Source organism: Pectobacterium polaris, from assembly GCF_002307355.1.
In the GTDB taxonomy this organism is placed as follows: domain Bacteria; phylum Pseudomonadota; class Gammaproteobacteria; order Enterobacterales; family Enterobacteriaceae; genus Pectobacterium; species Pectobacterium polare.
The window spans coordinates 4,641,437-4,666,460 of record NZ_CP017481.1 but is presented as its reverse complement, the minus strand read 5'-3'; the positions used below and the strand labels follow the sequence as shown (position 1 = coordinate 4,666,460).

Sequence of the window (25,024 nt, the reverse complement as noted above, 5' to 3'; positions counted from 1 at the left end):
TTCTGGAAAGAATATTCCGAATTTTTTATTATATCGGTCATTGAGTCAAGCGTTTGACGCATAACGACAGCACTATCGTAACGCTTTTTTTCATAAAATGTCAGGACGACACACAGCAAATCAACCTTATCAGGATGATAGCAAAAATCTATAGCCGCAATATCGCCACATTATAAAAATAATTATAGATATCAAGGAGAAAGTATTTTGAATGGTGTGATTGGTGTCATTAAGTTCGTTATTGGACAAGTATTTATCGTCGCGCTTGATGGAAGCCAGAGACTGCTAGTTGCTGGCGATCGCGTTTACAGCGGTGAAGAAGTGGTAACTGGCGCTAACGGCGCGGTTTCAATCACATTACCGGATGGCAAAACATTGGATTTGGGGCGTGATAGCCGCTGGAGCGATGTTAGCAATGCGTCCTCTCAGTCCAACGCGGATGTCGCCGATGATGTCGCGGCTATACAAGATGCTATCGCTCAGGGCGCCGACCCAACGCAAGTATTAGAAGCGACTGCCGCTGGTAATGACGACACTGGAGAAGCCGGTGACGGCGGCGGTGGGCATTTCAATCCAACGGTCGTTCTGAATTTGACGGCCGAGGTCGTGACTACTCCGATTGGCTATGATACCGCGGGCTCATCGTTTACTGACCGAGCCTCGTCCGTTCTGGATGGCGTAGATTCATCCACGACGTTGCTGGCTGCGGCAACGGATACTACCGATACCACTCCGCCTTCTGTCACCATTGTCATAAACAGTGATGGCATAGTAAGTTTTGTCTTCACAACACCGCCCGTTGGTTTTGACCTCAGTGATATCACCGTAACAAACGGCTCAGTAACGAATCTGGTGCAGGATCCTAACGATCCAACTCGCTGGACGGCGACATTGACGCCAGCCGCCAATTTTGAGGGAGAAGTCCGCCTCAGCATTCCTGACGGTAGCTACACTAATGCTGCGGGCATTCCTGGCACGGGCGGAAGTGAAGCGATCACAGTCGATACTTTGCCTCCCGTTGCTTCGATCTCTATCGACAATATCACGTCAGATAACGTGGTTAATGCTACTGAGTCTGGTCAGACCATTGCAGTCACCGGTCAGGTCGGTAATGAAGTGAAAGCGGGCGATGCGATCACCGTTACTGTTGGCACCGAAACGTACCAGACGACGGTGAATACCGATGGTAAAACCTGGAGCGTCAACATACCAGGCTCGGTACTTGCTGCGAATGGGGGTATCTCGGCAACGGTCACTACCCGTGATACCGCAGGCAATGTCACCACTGTCAATACGAGTCACACTTACGGTGTGGACACCGTTGCGCCAGTAGCGTCGATCTCTATTGATGATGTCACGTCGGATAACGTGATCAATGCGACTGAGTCCGGTCAGACAATTGCCGTCACCGGTCAGGTGGGCAATGAAGTCAAAGCGGGTGATGCCGTTACCGTTAAAGTCGGTACCGAAACCTATCAGATCACGGTGAATACCGACGGCAAGACCTGGAGCGTTAACGTTCCGGGATCGGTGTTGGCAGCAAACGGTGATGTGAGCGCTACGGTCACGACGCGCGATACTGCGGGTAACTCTACTACTGTCAACACGAATCACACTTATGGCGTCGATACGGTTGCGCCAGTGGCGTCCATCTCTATTGATAATGTCACCAGCGATAACGTGATTAACGCCAGCGAGTCGGGCCAGACGATTGCCGTCACCGGTCAGGTGGGCAATGAAGTCAAAGCAGGTGATGCCGTTACCGTTAAAGTCGGTACCGAGACCTATCAGACCACAGTGAATACCGACGGCAAGACCTGGAGCGTCAACGTTCCGGGATCGGTGCTGGCGGCGAATGGTGATGTGAGTGCGACGGTTACGACGCGTGACACCGCAGGTAACATCACGACAGCCAATACCTCGCACGCTTACGGTGTCGATACCGTTGTGCCGATTGCGTCTATCTCTATCGATGATGTCACGTCCGATAACGTGATCAATGTGACCGAATCCGGCCAGACGATTGCAGTGACGGGTAAAGTCGATAACGACGTCAAAGCGGGTGATGCGATCACGGTTACCGTTGGCACGGAAACGTACCAGACCACCGTGAATACTGACGGTAAAACCTGGAGCGTGAATGTTCCCGGTGCGGCGCTGGCCGCGAATGGCGATGTCAGTGCAACCGTCATCACGCGCGATACTGCAGGCAATGTCACCACGGCCAATACCAGTCACGCTTACGGTGTGGATACGGTTGCACCTGTTGCTTCGATTACTATCGATAACATCACGTCGGATAACGTCATCAACGCCAGCGAGTCCGGTCAGACCATTGCCGTGACGGGTCAGGTCAGCAACGAAGTCAAGGCGGGTGACGCCGTTACGGTGAAAGTCGGTACCGAAACGTACCAGACGACGGTGAATACCGATGGCAAAACCTGGAGCGTCAACGTTCCGGGGGCGGTGCTGGCAGCGAATGGTGATGTGAGTGCGACCGTCACCACGCGTGACACCGCAGGCAATGTCACCACTGCGAATACCAGTCACACATACGGCGTGGATACGGTTGCACCTGTGGCGTCTATCTCTGTTGATAACGTCACATCCGATAACGTGATTAATGCCAGCGAATCCGGCCAGACCATTGCCGTCACGGGGCAGGTCGGCAACGAAGTCAATGCGGGCGATGCGATCACCGTTACCGTCGGCACCGAGACGTACCAGACCACGGTGAATACCGATGGCAAGACCTGGAGTGTGAATGTTCCCGGTTCTGTGCTGGCGGCGAATGGTGATGTGAGTGCGACGGTTACGACGCGTGATACCGCAGGTAATGTCACTACCGCGAACACCAATCACACTTACGGGGTCGATACCGTTGCGCCGGTCGCTTCAATTTCAATTGATAACGTTACCGCTGACAATGTCATCAATGCCAGCGAGTCAGGCCAGACGATCGCCGTTACTGGTCAGGTCGGCAATGAAGTCAAAGCGGGCGATGCGATCACTGTTACCGTTGGCACCGAAACCTACCAGACGACAGTGAATACCGATGGCAAAACCTGGAGCGTCGATGTTCCCGGTTCGGTGCTGGCCGCGAATGGCGATGTGAGTGCGACCGTCACCACGCGCGATACGACTGGTAACGTCACCACCGCCAATACCTCTCATGCTTACGGTGTGGAGACCGTCGCACCAACGGCGTCTATCTCTATCGATAATGTCACGTCAGATAACGTGATTGACGCGAGCGAATCCGGGCAGACCATTGCCGTGACGGGTCAGGTAGGCAACGAAGTCAAAGCGGGCGATGCGGTTACTGTGAAAGTCGGTACCGAAACCTACCAGACGACGGTGAATACCGACGGCAAGACCTGGAGTGTGAATGTTCCAGGATCCGTACTGGCAGCGAATGGTGATGTGAGTGCGACCGTCACCACGCGTGATACCGCGGGCAACGCCACCACGGCCAATACCAGTCACACTTATGGCGTGGATACGGTTGCGCCAGTCGCTTCGATCTCTGTCGATAACATCACCAGCGATAACGTGATTAACGCCAGCGAATCGGGTCAGACCATTGCCGTCACCGGTCAGGTCGGCAACGAAGTCAAAGCGGGCGACGCTATCACCGTCAAAGTCGGCACCGAAACCTACCAGACGACGGTGAATACCGACGGTAAGACCTGGAGCGTTAACGTACCGGGATCGGTGTTGGCCGCTAACGGTGATGTGAGTGCGACGGTCACCACGCGTGATACCGCAGGCAACGCCACCACAGCCAATACGAATCATACTTACGGTGTCGATACCGTCGCACCAGTTGCCTCGATCTCTGTAGATAACATCACATCAGATAACGTGATTAACGCCAGCGAGTCCGGTCAGACGATTGCGGTCACGGGTCAGGTGGGCAACGACGTGAAAGCGGGCGACGCGGTTACCGTTACCATCGGTACCGAGACTTACCAGACGACGGTCAATACCGATGGCAAGGCCTGGAGCGTCAACGTGCCGGGTTCTGTGCTGGCAGCAAACGGTGATGTGAGTGCCACGGTCACGACACGTGATACCGCAGGTAACGCCACCACGGCGAACACCAGTCACGCTTACGGTGTGGATACCGTTGCACCTGTGGCCTCGATCTCTGTCGATAATGTCACGTCGGATAACGTGATTAATGCTACCGAGTCCGGTCAGACCATTGCCGTCACCGGTCAGGTGGGCAATGAGGTCAAAGCGGGCGACGCGATCACCGTTACCGTTGGCACGGAAACCTATCAGACGACCGTCAATACGGACGGCAAAACCTGGAGCGTCAACGTTCCGGGATCCGTGCTGGCAGCAAACGGTGATGTGAGTGCGACCGTCACCACGCGTGACACCGCAGGCAATGTGACTACGGCTAACACCAGTCACGCTTATGGCGTCGATACCGTTGCGCCAACGGCTTCGATCTCTATTGATAACGTCACGTCGGATAACGTGATTAATGCGACCGAGTCCGGTCAGACGATTGCCGTCACCGGTCAGGTCGGTAATGAAGTTAAAGCGGGCGACGCCGTTACCGTCAACGTCGGTACCGAAACGTACCAGACCACGGTGAATACCGACGGCAAAACCTGGAGCGTGAATGTTCCGGGATCGGTGCTGGCCGCCAATGGTGATGTGAGTGCCACGGTCACCACGCGTGATACCGCAGGCAACGCCACCACCGCCAATACGAATCATACTTACGGTGTCGATACCGTCGCACCAGTTGCCTCGATCTCTGTAGATAACATCACATCAGATAACGTGATTAACGCCAGCGAATCGGGTCAGACGATTTCCGTCACCGGTCAGGTCGGCAATGAAGTCAAAGCGGGTGACGCCGTTACCGTCAACGTCGGTACCGAAACGTACCAGACCACGGTGAATACCGACGGCAAAACCTGGAGCGTGAATGTTCCGGGATCGGTGCTGGCCGCCAATGGTGATGTGAGTGCCACGGTCACCACGCGTGATACCGCAGGCAACGCCACCACCGCCAATACTAGTCACGCTTACGGCGTGGATACCGTCACGCCAACCGCATCGATTACTATCGATAACGTCACCGCTGACAATGTCATCAATGCCAGCGAATCGGGTCAGACGATTTCCGTCACCGGTCAGGTCGGCAATGAAGTCAAAGCGGGTGACGCCGTTACCGTCAACGTCGGTACCGAAACGTACCAGACCACGGTGAATACCGACGGCAAAACCTGGAGCGTGAATGTTCCGGGATCGGTGCTGGCCGCCAATGGTGATGTGAGTGCCACGGTCACCACGCGTGATACCGCAGGCAACGCCACCACCGCCAATACTAGTCACGCTTACGGCGTGGATACCGTCACGCCAACCGCATCGATTACTATCGATAACGTCACCGCTGACAATGTCATCAATGCCAGCGAATCGGGTCAGACGATTGCGGTGACGGGTCAGGTCGGCAATGAAGTCAAAGCGGGTGATGCTATCACCGTTACCGTTGGCACCGAAACGTACCAGACCACGGTGAACACCGATGGCAAGACCTGGAGCGTGAACGTTCCGGGGGCGGTGCTGGCAGCAAACGGTGATGTGAGTGCCACGGTCACCACGCGCGATACCGCAGGTAACGTGACCACCGCGAATACCAGCCATGCCTACGGTGTGGATACCGTCGCGCCAACCGCATCGATTACTATCGATAACGTCACCGCTGACAATGTCATCAATGCTACCGAATCGGGTCAGACGATTGCCGTCACCGGTCAGGTCGGCAACGAAGTCAAAGCGGGCGATGCGGTTACCGTCAAAGTCGGCACCGAAACCTATCAGACGACGGTGAACACCGACGGCAAGACCTGGAGCGTGAATGTTCCAGGTTCTGTTTTGGCCGCTAATGGTGATATCTCGGCGACGGTCACCACGCGTGATACGGCAGGTAACGTCACCGCCGCCAATACCTCGCACACTTACGGTGTCGATACGGTTGCGCCAGTAGCCTCGATTGCTATCGACAGTGTCACGTCCGATAACGTAATTAACGCGGCCGAATCCGACCAGACGATTGCGGTCACCGGTCAGGTGGGTAATGAGGTGAAAGCCGGTGATGTGGTCACCGTTAAAGTCGGCACCGAAACGTACCAGACGACGGTGAATACCGATGGCAAAACCTGGAGCGTGAATGTTCCGGGAACCTTGTTGGCCGCCAATGGCGATATCTCGGCAACGGTCACTACCCGTGATACCGCAGGCAATGTCACCACTGTCAATACGAGCCACACTTACGGTGTGGACACCGTTGCGCCAGTAGCGTCGATCTCTATTGATGATGTCACGTCGGATAACGTGATCAATGCGACCGAGTCCGGTCAGACGATTGCCGTGACCGGTCAGGTCGGTAATGAAGTCAAAGCGGGTGACGCTATCACCGTCAAAGTCGGCACCGAAACCTACCAGACGACGGTGAATACCGACGGTAAGACCTGGAGCGTTAACGTACCGGGATCGGTGTTGGCCGCTAACGGTGATGTGAGTGCGACGGTCACCACGCGTGATACCGCAGGCAACGCCACCACAGCCAATACGAATCATACTTATGGTGTCGATACCGTCGCACCAGTTGCCTCGATCTCTGTAGATAACATCACATCAGACAACGTCATCAACGCCACTGAGTCCGGCCAGACGATTGCGGTGACGGGTAAAGTCGATAACGACGTTAAAGCGGGTGATGCGATCACCGTTAAAGTCGGTACCGAAACGTACCAGACCACGGTGAATACCGATGGTAAGACCTGGAGCGTGAATGTTCCAGGCACAGTGCTGGCGGCGAACGGTGATGTGAGTGCGACAGTCACCACCCGTGATACCGCAGGCAACGTCACCACGGCCAATACCAGCCACACTTACGGCGTGGATACTGTCGCGCCTGTTGCTTCAATTTCAATTGATAGCGTCACATCCGATAACGTCATTAATGCTACCGAATCCGGTCAGACGATTGCGGTGACGGGGAAAGTCGGCAACGAAGTCAAGGCGGGTGACGCCGTTACGGTGAAAGTCGGTACCGAGACCTACCAGACGACGGTGAATACGGACGGTAAAACCTGGAGCGTCAACGTTCCGGGCTCTGTATTAGCGGCCAATGGTGATATCTCAGCAACCGTCAGCACGCGCGATACCGCAGGCAATGTCACCACCGCGAATACCAATCACACATACGGCGTGGATACGGTTGCGCCGGTCGCGTCGATTACTATCGATAACGTCACATCCGATAACGTAATTAATACCAGCGAATCCGGCCAGACCATTACGGTGACGGGGCAGGTGGGCAATGAAGTCAAAGCGGGTGACGCCGTTACCGTCAAAGTCGGTACCGAGACATACCAGACGACCGTCAATACCGATGGCAAGACCTGGAGCGTGAATGTTCCTGGCTCTGTGCTGGCAGCGAATAGCGATGTGAGTGCAACCGTCACCACGCGCGATACGGCAGGCAATGTTACGACCGCGAACACCAGCCACGCCTACGGTGTCGATACGGTTGCGCCTGTGGCGTCGATTGCTATCGACAATGTCACGTCGGATAACGTCATTAATGCTACCGAATCCGGTCAGACGATTGCTGTGACGGGGCAGGTTGGCAATGAAGTCAAAGCGGGTGACGCGGTTACGGTCAAAGTCGGCACGGAAACGTACCAAACGACGGTGAATACCGATGGTAAGACCTGGAGCGTGAACGTTCCGGGCGCTGTGCTGGCCGCCAATGGCGATGTAAGTGCAACCGTCACCACGCGCGATACGGCAGGTAACGCCACCACGGCGAACACCAGTCACACTTACGGTGTGGACACCGTTGCGCCAGTGGCGTCGATTGCTATCGATAACGTCACGTCGGATAACGTGATTAATGCCAGTGAGTCCGGCCAGACCATTGCGGTGACGGGCAAAGTCGGCAATGAGGTCAAAGCTGGCGATGCCGTTACCGTTAAAGTCGGTACCGAAACCTATCAGACGACGGTGAATACCGATGGCAAAACCTGGAGCGTCAACGTGCCGGGTTCTGTATTGGCCGCCAATGGTGATGTCAGTGCAACCGTGACCACGCGCGATACCGCAGGTAACGTCACTACTGCGAACACCAATCACACTTACGGTGTGGACACCGTCGCGCCAACTGCATCGATTACTATCGATAACGTCACCGCTGACAATGTCATCAATGCTACCGAATCCGGTCAGACCATTGCCGTGACCGGTCAGGTCGGCAATGAAGTCAAAGCGGGTGATGCGATCACCGTTACCGTTGGCACCGAAACGTACCAGACGACGGTGAATACCGACGGCAAAACCTGGAGCGTGAATGTTCCGGGCACTGTATTAGCGGCCAATGGGGATCTCTCTGCCACTGTCACGACACTTGATGCGGCGGGTAACGTCACCACGGCGAACACCAGTCACGCTTACGGTGTGGATACCGTCGCACCGGTGGCGTCTATCTCTATCGATAATGTCACGTCGGATAACGTCATCAACGCTGCTGAGTCGGGTCAGACCATTGCGGTGACGGGTAAAGTCGATAACGACGTTAAAGCGGGTGATGCGATCACCGTTACCGTCGGCACGGAAACCTATCAGACGACGGTGAATACCGATGGCAAGACCTGGAGCGTCAATGTTCCGGGATCGGTGCTGGCAGCGAACGGTGATGTGAGCGCCACTGTCACCACGCGCGATACGGCGGGCAACGTCACCACCGCCAATACCAGCCACGCTTACGGTGTCGATACGGTTGCACCGGTGGCGTCGATCGCTATCGACAATGTCACGTCGGATAACGTGATCAATGCCAGCGAATCCGGTCAGGCGATTGCGGTCACGGGACAGGTTGGCAATGAAGTGAAAGCGGGTGACGCCGTTACCGTTACCGTCGGTACCGAAACCTACCAGACGACGGTGAACACCGACGGCAAAACCTGGAGCGTGAATGTTTCGGGGTCGGTACTGGCCGCGAACGGTGATGTGAGCGCCACTGTAACCACGCGTGATACCGCGGGCAACGCCACGACCGCGAATACCAATCACACTTACGGTGTGGATACGGTTGCGCCGGTTGCTTCAATTTCAATCGACAACGTCACGTCCGATAACGTGATTAACGCCAGCGAATCCGGTCAGATCATTGCGGTCACGGGACAGGTTGGCAATGAAGTGAAAGCGGGCGATGCGGTTACCGTCAAAGTTGGTACGGAAACCTATCAGACGACCGTCAATACCGACGGCAAGACCTGGAGCGTCAACGTTCCGGGGGCGGTGCTGGCGGCGAATGGCGATGTGAGTGCCACGGTCACCACGCGCGATGCGGCAGGCAATGTTACGACCGCGAACACCAGCCACGCTTACGGCGTGGATACCGTTGCGCCAGTGGCCTCAATCTCTATCGATAACGTCACATCGGATAACGTCATCAATGCTAGCGAATCCGGTCAGACGATAGCCGTGACGGGGAAAGTCGGCAACGAAGTCAAGGCGGGTGACGCCGTTACCGTCAACGTCGGTACTGAAACGTACCAGACGACGGTGAATACCGATGGTAAAACCTGGAGCGTGAATGTTCCGGGCTCGGTGCTGGCAACTAATAGCGATGTGAGTGCCACGGTCACCACGCGCGATACCGCGGGCAACGTCACCACCGCCAATACCAGCCACGCTTATGGTGTCGATACGGTTGCGCCGGTGGCGTCGATTTCTATCGATAATGTCACCAGCGATAACGTGATTAACGCCAGCGAGTCCGGTCAGACGATTGCGGTGACGGGTAAAGTTGGTAATGAAGTGAAAGCGGGCGATGCGGTTACCGTCAAAGTCGGCACCGAGACCTACCAGACCACGGTGAATACCGACGGTAAAACCTGGAGCGTGAATGTTCCCGGTTCGGTACTTGCTGCTAACGGTGATGTCTCTGCTTCGGTCACCACTCGTGATACGGCGGGTAACGCTACTACCGCCAATACCAGCCACACTTACGGTGTGGACACCGTTGCGCCAACCGCATCGATTACTATCGATAACGTCACCGCTGACAATGTCATCAATGCTACCGAATCTGGTCAGACGATTGCGGTCACCGGTCAGGTTGGCAATGAAGTGAAAGCGGGCGATGCGGTTACCGTCAAAGTTGGCACCGAAACGTACCAGACGACCGTGAATACCGATGGCAAGACCTGGAGCGTCAACGTTCCGGGGGCGGTGCTGGCCGCGAACGGTGATGTGAGTGCGACGGTTACGACGCGCGATACCGCAGGTAACGTCACCACCGCGAACACCAATCACACTTACGGCGTCGATACGGTTGCGCCAGTGGCGTCGATCTCTATTGATAACGTCACGTCAGATAACGTGATTAACGCTAATGAATCCAGACAAACGATCTCTGTTACCGGAAAAGTCGGCAATGAGGTTAGGGCGGGCGATAGCGTTACGGTAAAAATTGGCACCGAGACCTACCAGACCACCGTCAATACGGATGGTAAAACCTGGAGTGTGAATGTTCCCGGTTCGGTACTGGCGGCTAACAGTGACATTAGTGCCAGCGTGACCACGCGTGATGCGGCGGGGAATGCCACCACGGCGAATACCCATCATGCATACAGCGTAGATACGACTGCACCAGAAATTGATATTACGAATTTCGCGGGTAACGATGGCTATGTCAGCCAGAGTGAGTCGAAAAACACCCTAGTCAGCGGCACCAGCAACGAGAAGAAGGTCGATCTGGTCTTTACCGATGTTAATGGTAAGTCGGTTACGCTGCATGACGTGCCCGTGACGAACGGAAAATGGCAGACGAATGTCGATCTGAGTACGTTAGCGGAAGGCAAGATTACTGCAGGGGCGACGGCAACCGATGCGGCAGGTAATCAGGCACATGATAACAGTCAGGCCATCATGGATGTTACGCCGCCAGCCGCACACAACAACACGGTGTCTGGTACGGAAGACACGCCGTTGCACATTGGCTGGAGCGATTTGGGTGTATCGAGTGATACCACCAGCATCGTGATTTCTTCTCTGCCGCCTGCTGCCGCTGGCACGCTCTATTTTAATGATAACGGGAGTTGGAAAGCGGTCACCGCTGGACAATCCTTTACGGCTGGCAACACCGATCTACGCTTTACGCCTGCGAGTAATGTTTCTGGCGCAGTGCTGGGGGACATCGCTTACCGACCTGTCGATAGCGCAGGGAACACGGGCGATAAAGCCGCGCTGCATATTGGTATTACGCCAGTCGCCGATGCGCCAGTCGTAAGCCTGAGCACGACCAGCGTTACCACGGCGCCAGCTTCTGCGGAAGTCATTAAGGTGAATGGCGGAAGCGCGAACGGTGGTTTTGACGTACAGAACGGAAAAATCGTCGCGGTGGGCAACGGTGTCCGCGTCTGGCTGACCGAGGGGGATTCGGTCCCTACCGTAGTCGGCAACGGGAAGGTGGCGTACTACAGTCAGGGCAATACCAGCGGGGATGGCAATTACAGCGATATCTTCGTTGTGCACTCCAACAGCGGCTATTTTTATCGTCAGAGCGACTGGGCGGCCGATCGTAAGGATCACCGCGATCTGGATTCATTCAACGGTAACCGGACCAATAATGGCAGCAACGCGCACTCTGACTATGTTTTCGTCATCAAGGAAACGGGCTACACCTATAACGCGACCTATAGCACCAACAACAACGCGAATACGTCGGTCAACACGCTGGATGGGCTGAAGGTTAATTATACCGATAGCAGTGGCAAGTCAGGCTCGTTTACGAGGCAGGTTAGCAACAATATCGAAGGCGTGATCTACAGCGATGGATCGACATATACCCCCGGTACCAATAGCGCAACGGTGGAAAAAGTCCCCGGTCAGGCGGGAAAACAGACCTATACGCTCGATGTTTCAGCGGCATTGACCGACCGCGACGGTAGCGAAACGCTGTCGGGGATTAGGTTGACGGGGATCCCGACGGGAACGGTGCTGACCGACCAGATTAATAACGTGAAGTATACCGTCGGTGCTGATGGTTCATACCTGATTCAAAATGCGCACAACGCCATGACGTTAGCCGGGAAAATCACGCTTGAGGTGCCGGCCGATGCGGGTAAATTGAATGTCGTGGCGCAGGCGACATCGACAGAAATGGGCAACCACGATACGGCGACCGGCTATTCGGCGGAAGGTGCTGAACAGTATGGGCTGAGTGTCGGTGCGGCGGGCAATGATACGATATCCGGCACGTATAATGATGATGTGCTGTTTGGCGATGTCGTGTCGTTCCCTAATATCGACGGTAACGGCATTGTGGCTTTACAGAACTACATCGGCAAACAATTAGGCATGCAAACGGGCGTCCCGACGACGAAAGACATGCATAACTATATTGCTGCGCACAGTTCAGAGTTTGATCTGTCGTCGTCGAAAGGGGGGAATGACATACTCAATGGCGGCGCAGGGGATGATATCCTTTTCGGCCAGGGAGGAAATGACACCCTCTACGGTGGGGCGGGGAATGACCTGCTCTATGGCGGCAGTGGAGACGACATCCTGATTGGCGGCGCGGGGGGCGATACGCTCATCGGCGGGGCGGGTGCGGATACCTTTAAGTGGCAGGCTGGCGATATCGGCAACGATGTGATCAAAGACTTTAATGCCAAAGAGGGTGACCGGATTGATTTAAGCGATCTGGTTGGCGAACTGGAGGAAGGCACTGATATCAGCCGCTATATTCGCATCACCGATAATCATGGTTCACCGACGATTGAAGTGAGCACCGCGGGGAACTTTACGGCGGATAAAGGTGGAACGGTTGCAGTGTCGATTACGTTGGAACACTATAACGGTGCATTGCCGTCGCTTGAAAGTCTGGTCAGCAAGCCAGAACCGTCGAGCTGACGAAAAGGGGGAGCCTGCCCGGCTCCCTTTTTTATCAAAAACTTAAAAGGTCTCCGAACATGTTCTATATCCAGCGCGACAGTGATGGCCACCTGATGAAGGTAGAAAAGAGTCCTTTTCCTGAAATGAACGGCGAACTGTCCGACGATTCGCGTGAGGCGCAGGCTTGGTTCCGCAGTCATCAGGCAGCGATGTCCAGTCTCCAGCAGTTACGGCAAAGCGATCTGGAAATGGTGCGCGTGCTGGAGGATTTAATTCAGGTTTTGATTCAGAAAGGCGTGGTCAGCATTACCGACTTCCCTCAGGCGGCACAGCTGAAGCTGATCAACCGTGCGCAGGCGCGTGAAGCCCTGAATGGCGGATTGAACAAGCTGATTGGCGACGACGAAGAGACTATGTTTTGAAGAATAGTGAATGTTTTAAAAACTTACTGTTTTAACGGCTTGTGTTTTAAAGGCTTACTGCTTTAAAGACATAACGCTTTGAAGCAAAAATCATCCCTTAACGTCCCGTTCAGCCGTTCCGGCTTCTCAATATCGTAGTGAGAAGCCGGGTCGTTAAACGCCGTTAGCCAAAACGATATGGCATCAGATTCTGATCGCTGGCGCTGGTTCACCCAGCAGCCGTCCCATCGCGCCCTGTAATCCCATCTCCTGAAGCACTTTCAGCTCACCGGCGGTTTCAACACGTTCGGCGATAAGCGGCAGGGCAATACTGTTGGTGGCGCGATACAGCGCTTCGATAAACATTTGTTTATCGTCTTCCTGATCGATATTGCGGATGTAGCTGCCATCGACTTTCAGGTAAGCCAGCCCCCATTGCGACAGGTTGCCGATCATATTAAAGCGCCCGCCAAAATGCTGTAGCCCCAGCGCACAGCCATGTTCATTCAGCAGCTTGATTAAGGCTTCCAGTTGGGCGCTGTCTGGCAATTGGTTCTCGTCCAGCTCCAGAATCAATCGTCTGGCAACATCAGGCTGATGCTTCAACGGAGCAAGCAGATCGGCGAGCAGATGAAGATTCAGAACCGTAGTGCCGGACAGGCTCAGCGCCAGATTACCGTCGTGCTGACGAAGATAGTCTAGCACTTCGCGCAGCATGGTTTGATCCAGACGGGTATCCCAGCCAAAGCGTTGAATCCACGGCAGGAAGCGACCAGCGGCGATGCTGTTCCCTTGCTCATCCTGAATACGAGCCAGTACCTTGTGATGCAGTACCTGACTGGGATCGTCACACGCGACGACCGGTTGCAGGAAAAGCTGCAAGCGTTCCTGTTCCAAGATAGGATCGAGCAGGTTAAACCACATATGGCGATCGGTTTCGACCTGTTCGGTACTGACGGACGGAATCTCATGAGGCGCGGTGGTATCGGTATTGCTTTCGGCCCGCGTGAGCGCTTGATCACCCTGAATAAACAGGGATTGCGCGGTGTCGCTGGGGCGGAAAGGCACCATGCCGAATTGGGCGACAGGGGAGACGTCGGTTTCGCCTGTTAGATGCAAGGTTTCGATGTTGCGTGTCAGTTCGCCAATCAGCGCATAGGCTTCTTTATCGACCAGACCGGGGCAGAACAGCGCAAATTCCCCACCACGGATGCGTGCCAGAAGGCTCTCCGCATTGGTATGCTGTTTTTGCATTTTGCGCAGGATATGCCCGACAGAGGCTAATAGGGCATCGGTGCGCTGGCCGCCCAGCCGTTGGTTCATCCCCGCCAGATCCTGTACGCGAATCATGATCAGAAAGCCGGGGGCGGTTTCTTCGTCGGCCAGTTTGTCGTTGAACTGCATGTCAAACGCGCGGCGGTTATTCAATCCGGTTTGAGGATCCTGATAGGCGTCCTGACGTAAACGCTCGCTCCGTTCCGCCTCTTCTTCAAACAGCGTTTTGAGCTTGCTAACCATCAGGTTCATCGCCTGTGCGACGCGGCGGAATTCGGGCGTATTGGGCAAATCCGGCTGGCTAAGGAATTCACGACGGGTAATCGCCAGCGACTGATCGACAATATAATCGAGCGGACGTAGCTGGCGGCGCAGGAACAGCGCGCCGAGTAACACGCCCAGCGTGCCGCAGCCGAGCAGCCACAGGAAAGAGGCCGTACTGCTGCGCCACAGTCGGGTCACCGCGAACATCGGATGGCTGACGACTTCGACTTTTGCCGCCTGTTCCCAGCCGCGCATCACGATGGCTTCGCCCGCGCCGGGTTGCAGGTCCACTAACTGAACAAACCAGCGTGGTACATCAGGGATATCTGGTGACGCGGTGCGCTCCAGCGTGACATTGCTGGTTTTTAAATCCCGCACGCGAATACTGGAAAAATAGCCGCTGTCGAAAATCGAGCTGACCATCAGCTCTACCATTGCCGGATCATCGATATTCGGCGTCAGGGAAAGTCCCAGTGCGGTAGCGGCATCCTGCGCGTGAGAGTGAAGCTGGTTATTGTACTGTTCACGCGAATTTTCCAGGCTGACGAAAAAACTCCCGCTGAAAATAATTAGCACAAACAGGCAGATGGCTATCAGTAATTGTTTGTATAGAGACATAGCCTACCCTTACTCCTCAATTGAAAACCCTTCGGCACGCATTTTGGTTAATACATCCTGCCAGCGTGAAAGTCGTTTACTGTCACTGACTCGTTTGTTGCTGCCGCTGGCGCCCGGCAGCCAGAGACCTCCGCCATTAAAGGCGTACACCGGAACTAAATCATTGCGCTCTGTCGCCGGTTGGATCTTGTCGGTCAGATTGTCCAACACCAGCGGAATTGAGGTTGGCGTGGGATAATAGGTCAGCACCATGTGCGCTTTATTCAGGCGCAGGGCTTTAACATAGGTAATGCGTAATTTGTCCGCTGAGACGCCTAAATGGCGCAGCGTAAAATACTTGGCAAGCGCATAATCTTCGCAGTCCCCGGCACCTTTACGCAGTGCTTCAATCGGCGTAGCCCAGTAATCTTCCTGATTCCAGACGACAATATCATCGCGAAACAGCATACGATCATTGAAAAATTGGTTCACGCTGCTCAGCAGCGCCTTTTCCTCTTTATTGCGGGAATTGACCAACAGCGTCTGCCATTCATCTATTCGGCGGCGAGCATCGGGCGTTGCCGGGCCATAAAGCTGCTCGGTTCGCTGATTAATGGTAATAAAATCCCAGTCCGCACGTAGGGAACCCGCCAGCAGAAACAGCAGACAGCTAATAAAGAAAAGCGTGTAACTGGAGAGTCTGAACCCGGAGAGTCGCACTGAGGTTTCTCTGTTTACCTTGCGAGATGAATATGGAGGGTTAATTCGATGCAGAATAGCGTACTTTCATCGGTCTCAAAAGCAGTATAGTGGTGAAAATGGTTGTTTGTCATAGGCGTGTAGAAAGCGCTGGCACAAAGCATGAGGTAGCAGAATGCGTTCAGATGTGACGGATGGAGAGAACCTTAATTTAGGGAAGCTGGTTTCCGAAACGAGAAACCCGGCGACGATGGTGCTGGATCAGCTCTCTACGCTGGAGATGATGCACGCGTTTAATCAGGAAGATCGGAAAGTACCCGAAGCCATTGCGCAGGTTTTACCCGCGATTGCCGAGGCTGTCGATCTAGCGACGGCGTCGTTGCAGGAAGGCGGGCGGCTGATCTATCTGGGTGCAGGGACCAGCGGCCGTTTGGGCGTGCTGGATGCCTCAGAGTGTCCGCCAACGTTTGGCGTGCCGCACGGGCTGGTTATCGGCCTGATTGCGGGTGGGCCGGGTGCACTGCTGAAGGCGGTTGAAGGTGCGGAAGACGATCCTGCACTCGGTGAGGCGGACTTAAAAGCGCTGAATTTAACCGCAGTGGATATGGTTGTCGGCCTTGCGGCATCAGGCCGGACGCCGTATGTGATTGGTGCCTTGCGCTATGCGCGTGACGTTGGCTGCCGGACGGCGGCGATCTCCTGTAATCCGCATTCACCCATCGCGCAAGAAGCGCAGGTGGCGATTTCTCCGGTGGTTGGCCCGGAGGCGTTAACGGGGTCGACGCGGTTGAAGTCAGGAACGGCGCAAAAACTCGTCCTGAATATGATTTCTACTGGCGTAATGGTTAAGCTGGGAAAGGTGTACCAGAATTTGATGGTCGATGTGAAGGCAACCAACGTGAAGCTGTTGGACCGGGCTTGCCGCATCGTGGTTGAAGCAACGGGGGCCGAGCGGGAAAAGGCGCGGCAGGTGCTGGTACAGGCTGATAATGAAGTTAAGCCTGCGATTCTGATGCTGCTGGCTAATATTGATGTGACAGCTGCGCGTGAGCGCCTGAAACAGCACAACGGTTATCTGCGTGAGGCGCTGATTGGTGGATAAGATTTTCTTGGTGTAAGTCGGGAGAAATGTTTTGAGTGATAAGCGAGAGCAACGCATTGTTTTTTTTGATCTGGATGGCACGTTGCATCAGCAGGACATGTTTGGCAGCTTTTTACGTTTTTTACTTCGTCGGTTGCCGTTAAATCTCGTTCTGGTTGTCCCGCTATTACCGATTATCGGGCTGGGGTTATTGATTCGCGGCCGTGCGGCCCGGTTGCCGATGAGCTGGCTGCTGTGGGCGATTACGTTTGGGCGTGATGAAGACGAGTTGGTTCAACTGGAAAAGCAGTTTGTCGGCGCGTTTCGTCATGATGTCATTCCGTTTCCGCAGGTTCAGCAGCGGCTGAAAACCTACCTTGAAGACAGTGATGCACAGGTCTGGCTGGTGACCGGATCGCCGCAGCGGCTGGTGGAACAGGTCTATCATGATTCGCCTTTTCTGCCCGGCGTTCGCCTGATGGGAAGCCAGATTACACGCCGCTACGGCGGTTGGGTATTAACGCTGCGTTGTCTCGGACATGAAAAAGTAACGCAGATGGAGCAGCGTCTCGGCGCACCGCTCAAGCTCTACAGCGGTTACAGCGACAGCAAACAGGACAATCCGCTACTCTATTTTTGCGAACACCGCTGGCGAGTCACCCCCGACGGTAGCCTGCAACAGCTGGAATAATTTTTTCATTCCTTCATCTGATTTTTTCATCTCTTCATATAGGTATAATGCGCCGCCAAAATATGAATAATAAGGGCCTATTCCAGTAGGCGTTTATTGGCGCAGCCAGTTTGGACTCGGACAGCGCGGAAAAACCGGAGCGTACACGTAGTACGTGAGGATTTTGAGCACTGCCCAGGTTCAAAATGGCAAGTGAAATAGCCCTAATGGGATAGGTTCTAAGTGAGGAAACGTGGGCAACCTGCGTAACGATGAATACTGGATGCGCCATGCATTAGCGCTGGCTCAGCGTGCTCAGGATGAAGGCGAAGTGCCGGTTGGTGCGGTGCTGGTGCTGGATAACGATGCGATCGGCGAAGGGTGGAATCGGCCGATTGGGCATCACGATCCTACCGCGCACGCTGAGATTATGGCGCTGCGGCAGGGAGGGCAGGTGTTGCAGAATTACCGCCTGCTGGAGACGACGCTGTATGTCACGCTGGAGCCGTGCATCATGTGTGCGGGCGCGATGATACACAGCCGTATTGGCCGTTTGGTTTACGGTGCGTCAGATGAGAAAACGGGGGCTGCGGGGTCGCTGGTGGATATTCTGCGCCATCCTGGCATGAATCATCAGATTGTGATTGAATCCGGCATTCTGGCTGATGAATGTTCTGCAACGCTCAGCACGTTCTTTCGCCTACGTCGTGAACAGCATAAAGCCCGTCGTGCCGCAGAAAAAAGCGAGAAAAACGCCGCGCAGGACTAGCGGGGCGTTTTTCCTTCCATACGGATCTATTCCAGTTCTTTTTATTCCGGTACCTTGCTGAGAGGCACGGCCGGATAGCCTTGCGCGATCTGGGTTTGCTGCTGCACTTTGGCTTCTTTTTCTATCAGATAGCCTTCGAGACTCACCATATAACGCCGAATGTTTTCCACGTAGTTATAGGCTTCATGTCCGCGCGCGTAGCCGTAGGTGGTTTGAGTGTAATAGCGCTTCTGGCTCAGCATTGGCAGGCGCATCTTCACATCGACCCAGCTGTCGGGGTTACCCTTCTGTTTCTCGGTCAATTTACGCGCATCAAGCAGATGGGCGTATCCCATATTGTAAGACGCCAGCGCAAACCAGATTTTTTCATCTTCTGGAATAGTGTCCGGCATTTTCTGCATCATGTGCGACATATATTGCGCACCGCCGCGGATACTCTGTTCCGGATCGACTCGGTCGGTGACGTTCAGGCTTTCTGCCGTGTTGCGTGTGAGCATCATCAGCCCGCGCACGCCAGTAGGAGAAGTCGCCAGCGGGTTCCAGTGTGATTCCTGATAAGAGATGGCAGCCAGCAACTTCCAGTCAATATCGGTGGCGTATTTTTCAAATAGCGGGCGCAGATCCGGCAGCGTTTCATCAATCGCGCTCAGGAACGTGGTGGTATCGACATAGTCAAATTCGCCAACGTGACCGAGATACTTCTCCTCCAAACGTGCGAGCGTACCGTCTTCGACAATCTGGCTGAAGAAATCCAGCAGCGCGGCGGACAGGCTGTCATCGTGTGAACGGCGCATATACCAGGTAACTGGCTCTTCATCGCTGAGATCGAAGGCGACGGCAAGCTGCGGATGAATTCGCTGCATCAGGCCGATGGTGACCGAATCACCCAGCGTATAGTCCAGTTTGCCATCGGCAACCTGCTTCAGTAATTCCTGCGTGCTCTGATCGGAAGCTGATTCCCAGCTTAGCTGCGGGTATTTCTCTGCTTTTAGATCGCGCAGGGTAGCAGCATGGGCGGAACCGGATGTGACGACGAGGCGGCCTTGCAGTTTATCCAGCGTTTTTGGGCGGGGTGAACCGAGGCGGTACACCATCTGTTGTGAAATGGAATAGTAGGTTGGGCCGGCACGGAAGCGTTCCAGACGCTCGTGGTTGTAGATCAGCCCGGCAGCCAGCAGGTCGGCATCGTCACCGTCCAGATCGTCGAACAGCTCGTCAAGATTCTTGCGTGACGAGACCACCAGCTTGACGCCGAGGTAATCGGCGAACCGTTTTGCCAGTTCATAGTCCAGACCTGTCGGGGATCCGTTGCTCACGGCATAAGTCAGCGGTGAGTTGACCGTGCTGATACGCAACTCACCGCGTGAGAGGATCTGCCTGAGCTGTACATCCTGACTACTGCGCCAGGGAATGCTAGGCCATAGCGCTAACGCCAGCAGTAACGTGATAATCCCGATGAAAAAATAATTTAATTTTAACGGCTTCAAATAGTTATCTCTCGGCGGCCGTGTGGCCAGGCTGTCTGTAACGGCAGTTTTTTTATACGTCATTTCCCAGAGTGGGGGCATTTTGCTTAACAAACCGCCAGTGTGCAACTTTTATTGATTTGGTCACCGATTAATCACTCGTCGGAAGCGAAGTGAAATTATCGCCACGCAAACGGTTTCGTCCGAGGGAAGGATTCTCTATAATATGCGCGTTTCCCCCCTGTTGTGCCCCATGGCTGTATCGCAGCCAGTGCATCGAAGACGAGAGAACTTTAGATTATGGAAATACTGCGTGGTTCACCTGCTTTATCGGCTTTTCGTATTAATAAATTGCTGGTCCGCTGCAAAGAGCACGTTTTGCCGGTCAGTGATATCTATGCTGAATACGTACATTTCGCCGATGTCAGCGCCCCGTTGAACAACGATGAACAGGCCAAACTGACACGTTTGCTGAAGTATGGTCCTTCTCTCGCGGAGCACGAACCGCAAGGCCATCTGTTACTGGTCACGCCGCGTCCCGGCACGATTTCGCCGTGGTCTTCCAAAGCAACGGATATCGCCCATAATTGTGGACTAAGCAAAGTACTGCGCCTGGAGCGCGGCCTGGCTTTCTATATTCATGCGCCTACGCTGAGCGATGAACAGTGGCAGCAACTGGGGGCACTGCTGCATGACCGGATGATGGAAAGCGTATTTAGCGACCTGAAACAGGCCGAAGCGCTGTTCTCTCATCATCAACCTGCACCTTTCAAACGTATCGAAATTCTGCTGCAAGGGCGTCAGGCACTGGAAGAGGCGAACGTCCGTCTGGGACTGGCATTGGCAGAAGATGAAATTGATTATCTGCTGGAAGCCTTCACCAAACTGGGCCGTAACCCAACCGATATCGAACTGTACATGTTCGCACAGGCTAACTCTGAGCACTGCCGCCACAAGATTTTTAACGCTGATTGGGTGATCGATGGCGTCACTCAGCCGAAGTCACTGTTCAAAATGATCAAAAACACCTTTGAACACACCCCCGATCACGTTCTCTCTGCCTATAAAGATAACGCCGCCGTCATGGAAGGCTCCGCCGTCGGCCGTTTCTACACCGATCCCAACGGGCAATACACTTACCATCAGGAAGATGCACACATCCTGATGAAGGTTGAAACGCATAACCACCCAACCGCCATTTCACCGTGGCCGGGCGCTGCAACAGGATCCGGCGGTGAAATTCGTGACGAAGGCGCGACAGGCCGTGGCTCCAAGCCGAAAGCGGGTCTGGTGGGCTTCTCTGTATCGAACCTGCGCATTCCTGGCTTTGTTCAGCCGTGGGAAGAAGAAGAGTTCGGCAAGCCAGAGCGTATTGTCAGCGCGCTGGATATCATGACCGAAGGCCCATTGGGCGGCGCGGCATTCAACAACGAATTCGGCCGTCCTGCACTGACGGGTTATTTCCGTACTTATGAAGAGCGCGTCGATAGCCACAATGGCACAGAGCTGCGCGGCTACCATAAACCGATCATGCTGGCGGGCGGCATTGGTAACATCCGCGCCGATCACGTCCAAAAAGGCGAAATTATCGTCGGTGCCAAACTGATTGTATTGGGCGGACCGTCCATGAATATCGGTCTGGGCGGCGGTGCAGCCTCTTCTATGGCATCGGGTCAGTCTGATGCGGATCTGGATTTTGCTTCTGTACAGCGCGATAACCCAGAAATGGAACGCCGCTGTCAGGAAGTGATCGACCGCTGCTGGCAATTGGGTGAAGCCAACCCGATCCTGTTTATTCACGATGTTGGCGCGGGCGGTCTGTCCAACGCGATGCCAGAACTGGTGAGTGATGGCGGTCGCGGCGGTCGCTTTGAACTGCGTGATATTCTGAATGACGAGCCGGGCATGAGCCCGCTGGAAGTCTGGTGTAACGAATCGCAGGAGCGCTACGTTCTGGCCGTTGCGCCAGAGCAACTGGCACTGTTTGATGAAATCTGCCGTCGTGAACGTGCGCCTTATGCGGTGATTGGTGAAGCGACGGAAGAACTGCATCTGACGATGAACGATCGTCACTTCAACAACCAGCCTATCGATCTCCCGCTGGATGTGCTGTTAGGCAAAACGCCGAAGATGCTGCGTGACGTTGAGCGCAAACAGGTAGAAGGCACGCCGTTACAGCGTGATGAAATCTATCTGGCAGAAGCGGTCGAGCGCGTGCTGCACTTGCCTGTTGTCGCCGAAAAAACCTTCCTGATCACCATCGGTGACCGCTCTGTTACCGGTATGGTAGCCCGCGATCAGATGGTCGGTCCGTGGCAGGTGCCGGTGGCTGACTGTGCGGTGACCACCGCCAGCCTTGATAGCTATTATGGCGAGGCAATGTCTATCGGTGAACGTGCGCCAGTCGCGCTGCGTAACTTCGCCGCCTCCGCGCGTTTGGCGGTGGGTGAGGCGCTGACGAACATTGCGGCCACGCATATCGGCCCGCTGACTCGCGTGAAGCTGTCTGCGAACTGGATGGCAGCAGCAGGCCACCCGGGCGAAGATGCCGGACTGTACGATGCGGTGAAAGCCGTGGGTGAAGAGCTGTGCCCAGCGCTGGGTCTGACGATTCCGGTGGGTAAAGACTCCATGTCGATGAAAACCCGCTGGCAGGAAGAGGGCGAAGATCGCGCGGTAACCTCGCCGATGTCGCTGGTGATCTCTGCGTTTGCCCGCGTGGAAGACGTACGTAACACGGTAACGCCACAACTGCGTATCGGACAGGATAATGCACTGCTGCTCATCGATTTGGGCGCTGGTAATAAAGCACTGGGCGCTACAGCGCTGGCACAAGTTTATCGTCAGTTGGGTCGTAAAACGGCAGATGTTCATAGCCCTGAGCAGTTGGCAGGCTTCTTTAACGCCATGCAGCAGCTGGTCGCAGATAAAGCGCTTCTGGCCTACCACGACCGTTCAGACGGTGGCCTGCTGGTTACGCTGGCAGAGATGGCGTTTGCTGGCCATTGCGGCGTGACTGTCGATATCGCGTCTCAGGGTGAGGATACGCTGGCGACGCTGTTTAACGAAGAGCTTGGCGCCGTCATTCAGATCCCTGCGGCACGTCGTGCGGAAGTGGAAGCGGTTCTGGCACTGCATGGTCTGGCAGATTGCGTGCATTACCTTGGTCATGCTGAAGAAGGCACGCGTTTCACCATCAATCAGGGTGCAGAAGCGATCTATCAGGAAAGCCGTTCAACGCTGCGTCGCTGGTGGGCTGAAACCAGCTGGCAGATGCAGCGCCTGCGTGATAACCCGCAGTGTGCCGATCAGGAACACATCGCCAGACAGGATGATAACGATCCTGGCCTGAACGTGTCGCTGACCTTCGATCCGAAGGAAGATATTGCTGCACCTTATATCGCTAAGAATGTCCGCCCTAAAGTGGCAGTGCTGCGTGAGCAGGGTGTGAACTCTCACGTAGAAATGGCGGCGGCGTTCCACCGTGCGGGCTTTGATGCCATCGACATCCATATGAGTGACCTGCTGGCGAATCGTCGTAACTTGCAGGATTTCCAGGCGCTGGTTGCATGTGGCGGCTTCTCTTATGGTGATGTGCTGGGCGCGGGTGAAGGCTGGGCTAAATCCATTCTGTTCAACTCTCGCGTTCGTGATGAATTCGCTGAATTCTTCCTGCGTCCTCAGACGCTGGCGTTAGGTGTCTGTAACGGCTGCCAGATGATGTCTAACCTGCGTGAGCTGATTCCGGGTGCCGATCTCTGGCCGCGTTTTGTCCGCAATAAATCCGATCGCTTTGAAGCGCGCTTCAGCTTGGTCGAAGTGGAGAAAAGCCCGTCGCTGTTCATGAATGACATGGCCGGATCGCGCATGCCGATTGCCGTTTCACACGGTGAAGGACAAGTCGAAGTCCGCGACGATGCGCATTTGGCGGCGATTGAAGAACACGGTCTGGTGGCACTGCGTTATATCAACCACTACGGTCAGGTAACCGAGAACTATCCGGCTAACCCGAATGGCTCGCCAAACGGTATTACGGCAGTAACCAGCACCAGTGGTCGGGCAACCGTCATGATGCCGCACCCTGAGCGTGTGTTCCGTACCGTCAGTAACTCCTGGCACCCGGAAGAATGGGGCGAGGATGGCCCGTGGATGCGTATGTTCCGCAATGCGCGTAGACAGCTGGGCTAAGTTAAGGTCAGTGAGATAAAGGGGCTTCGGCCCCTTTTTTACGTCTATTTTCTCAGTTTGTCGTTTTTTTGCGACGGACAGACTTTTTGCTGTCTCTAATTGGTGACATTTAACTATTTGATTTATATGAGTGGTGTGATGGCATCATAAAGCTGTCTGTTTTTAGCGACATAAAGCGTCTCTTTTGCGCGTATTTTCGTTATTTGTATTTCGGGTCATTTGTTTCTTGGTTGGATTTAAAATAAAAATCAATAATAATCATTATCTTAATTTGTTTGTTTTAAGGTTGGCATCATAAGTGCATATTAAGTGTAGTTGCTCATTCAACTGGTTATGATTGCGTTGCTAACTGGCAAACATTTTCGCTCATAACATCTGGAATGATGCCAAAAGAAAGGGTGCCTATCGTCCACCAGACCGATAATCGGGCGTGAAAACGAACGTTATCAAGCATCGGGCGACACGTTGAGTGAGGCACCGCCTATTCAGTTACGCGGCCAGAAGGAGTGATTCTTCTGGCCGCGTGACGTTTTAACCCCGCCACGTCTCCCCAGAGAATCCCCCTGATTGTTTTTACGGCGTGATTTTTGCCGTCCTTACATTGGTATTCATGCCACATTGCGAAGCGTTGCGCATGTCGTAAGGGAAAACGTTGAACTTTTATAAGACTCAGTTAGCATC

The 25,024-nt window shown here is 54.5% G+C and carries 9 protein-coding genes; 6 read left to right on the top strand and 3 right to left on the bottom strand.

What is annotated here, in order from left to right; all coding sequences use genetic code 11:
* Positions 1-207 precede the first annotated feature (207 nt).
* Complete coding sequence (locus BJJ97_RS21005; RefSeq protein WP_095995228.1) at positions 208-12,951, top strand: Ig-like domain-containing protein; 12,744 nt, start codon at positions 208-210, stop codon at positions 12,949-12,951.
* Between the two features lie 59 nt (positions 12,952-13,010).
* Complete coding sequence (locus BJJ97_RS21000) at positions 13,011-13,355, top strand: hypothetical protein (RefSeq protein ID WP_014916239.1); 345 nt, start codon at positions 13,011-13,013, stop codon at positions 13,353-13,355.
* Between the two features lie 183 nt (positions 13,356-13,538).
* On the opposite strand, the gene lapD is transcribed toward BJJ97_RS21000, so the two are convergent.
* Positions 13,539-15,491, bottom strand: a complete 1,953-nt coding sequence (gene lapD, locus BJJ97_RS20995; protein ID WP_095995227.1) for a cyclic di-GMP receptor LapD — start codon at positions 15,489-15,491, stop codon at positions 13,539-13,541.
* A gap of 9 nt (positions 15,492-15,500) precedes the next feature.
* On the bottom strand, positions 15,501-16,190 hold the full coding sequence (gene lapG, locus BJJ97_RS20990; RefSeq protein ID WP_039487577.1) for a cysteine protease LapG: 690 nt from the start codon (positions 16,188-16,190) through the stop codon (positions 15,501-15,503).
* Positions 16,191-16,344: 154 nt separating this feature from the next.
* Between lapG and murQ the strand changes: the two genes are divergently transcribed.
* From murQ to tadA, 3 genes are all read left to right on the top strand, one after another.
* On the top strand, positions 16,345-17,271 hold the full coding sequence (murQ, locus tag BJJ97_RS20985; RefSeq protein WP_095995226.1) for an N-acetylmuramic acid 6-phosphate etherase: 927 nt from the start codon (positions 16,345-16,347) through the stop codon (positions 17,269-17,271).
* A 31-nt stretch (positions 17,272-17,302) separates the two neighbouring features.
* Entirely contained in the window at positions 17,303-17,941 is a 639-nt protein-coding gene (gene yfhb, locus BJJ97_RS20980; RefSeq protein WP_095995225.1) for a phosphatidylglycerophosphatase C, read from the top strand.
* A gap of 262 nt (positions 17,942-18,203) precedes the next feature.
* A complete protein-coding gene (tadA, locus tag BJJ97_RS20970) occupies positions 18,204-18,689 on the top strand; it encodes a tRNA adenosine(34) deaminase TadA (RefSeq protein ID WP_264372096.1) in 486 nt (161 codons plus the stop codon).
* A gap of 41 nt (positions 18,690-18,730) precedes the next feature.
* On the opposite strand, the gene mltF is transcribed toward tadA, so the two are convergent.
* A complete protein-coding gene (gene mltF, locus BJJ97_RS20965) occupies positions 18,731-20,239 on the bottom strand; it encodes a membrane-bound lytic murein transglycosylase MltF (RefSeq protein ID WP_095995223.1) in 1,509 nt (502 codons plus the stop codon).
* 216 nt (positions 20,240-20,455) lie between these two features.
* Here mltF and purL point away from each other — a divergent pair, with 216 nt between their 5' ends.
* Positions 20,456-24,343, top strand: a complete 3,888-nt coding sequence (gene purL, locus BJJ97_RS20960; RefSeq protein WP_095995222.1) for a phosphoribosylformylglycinamidine synthase — start codon at positions 20,456-20,458, stop codon at positions 24,341-24,343.
* Positions 24,344-25,024 lie beyond the last annotated feature (681 nt).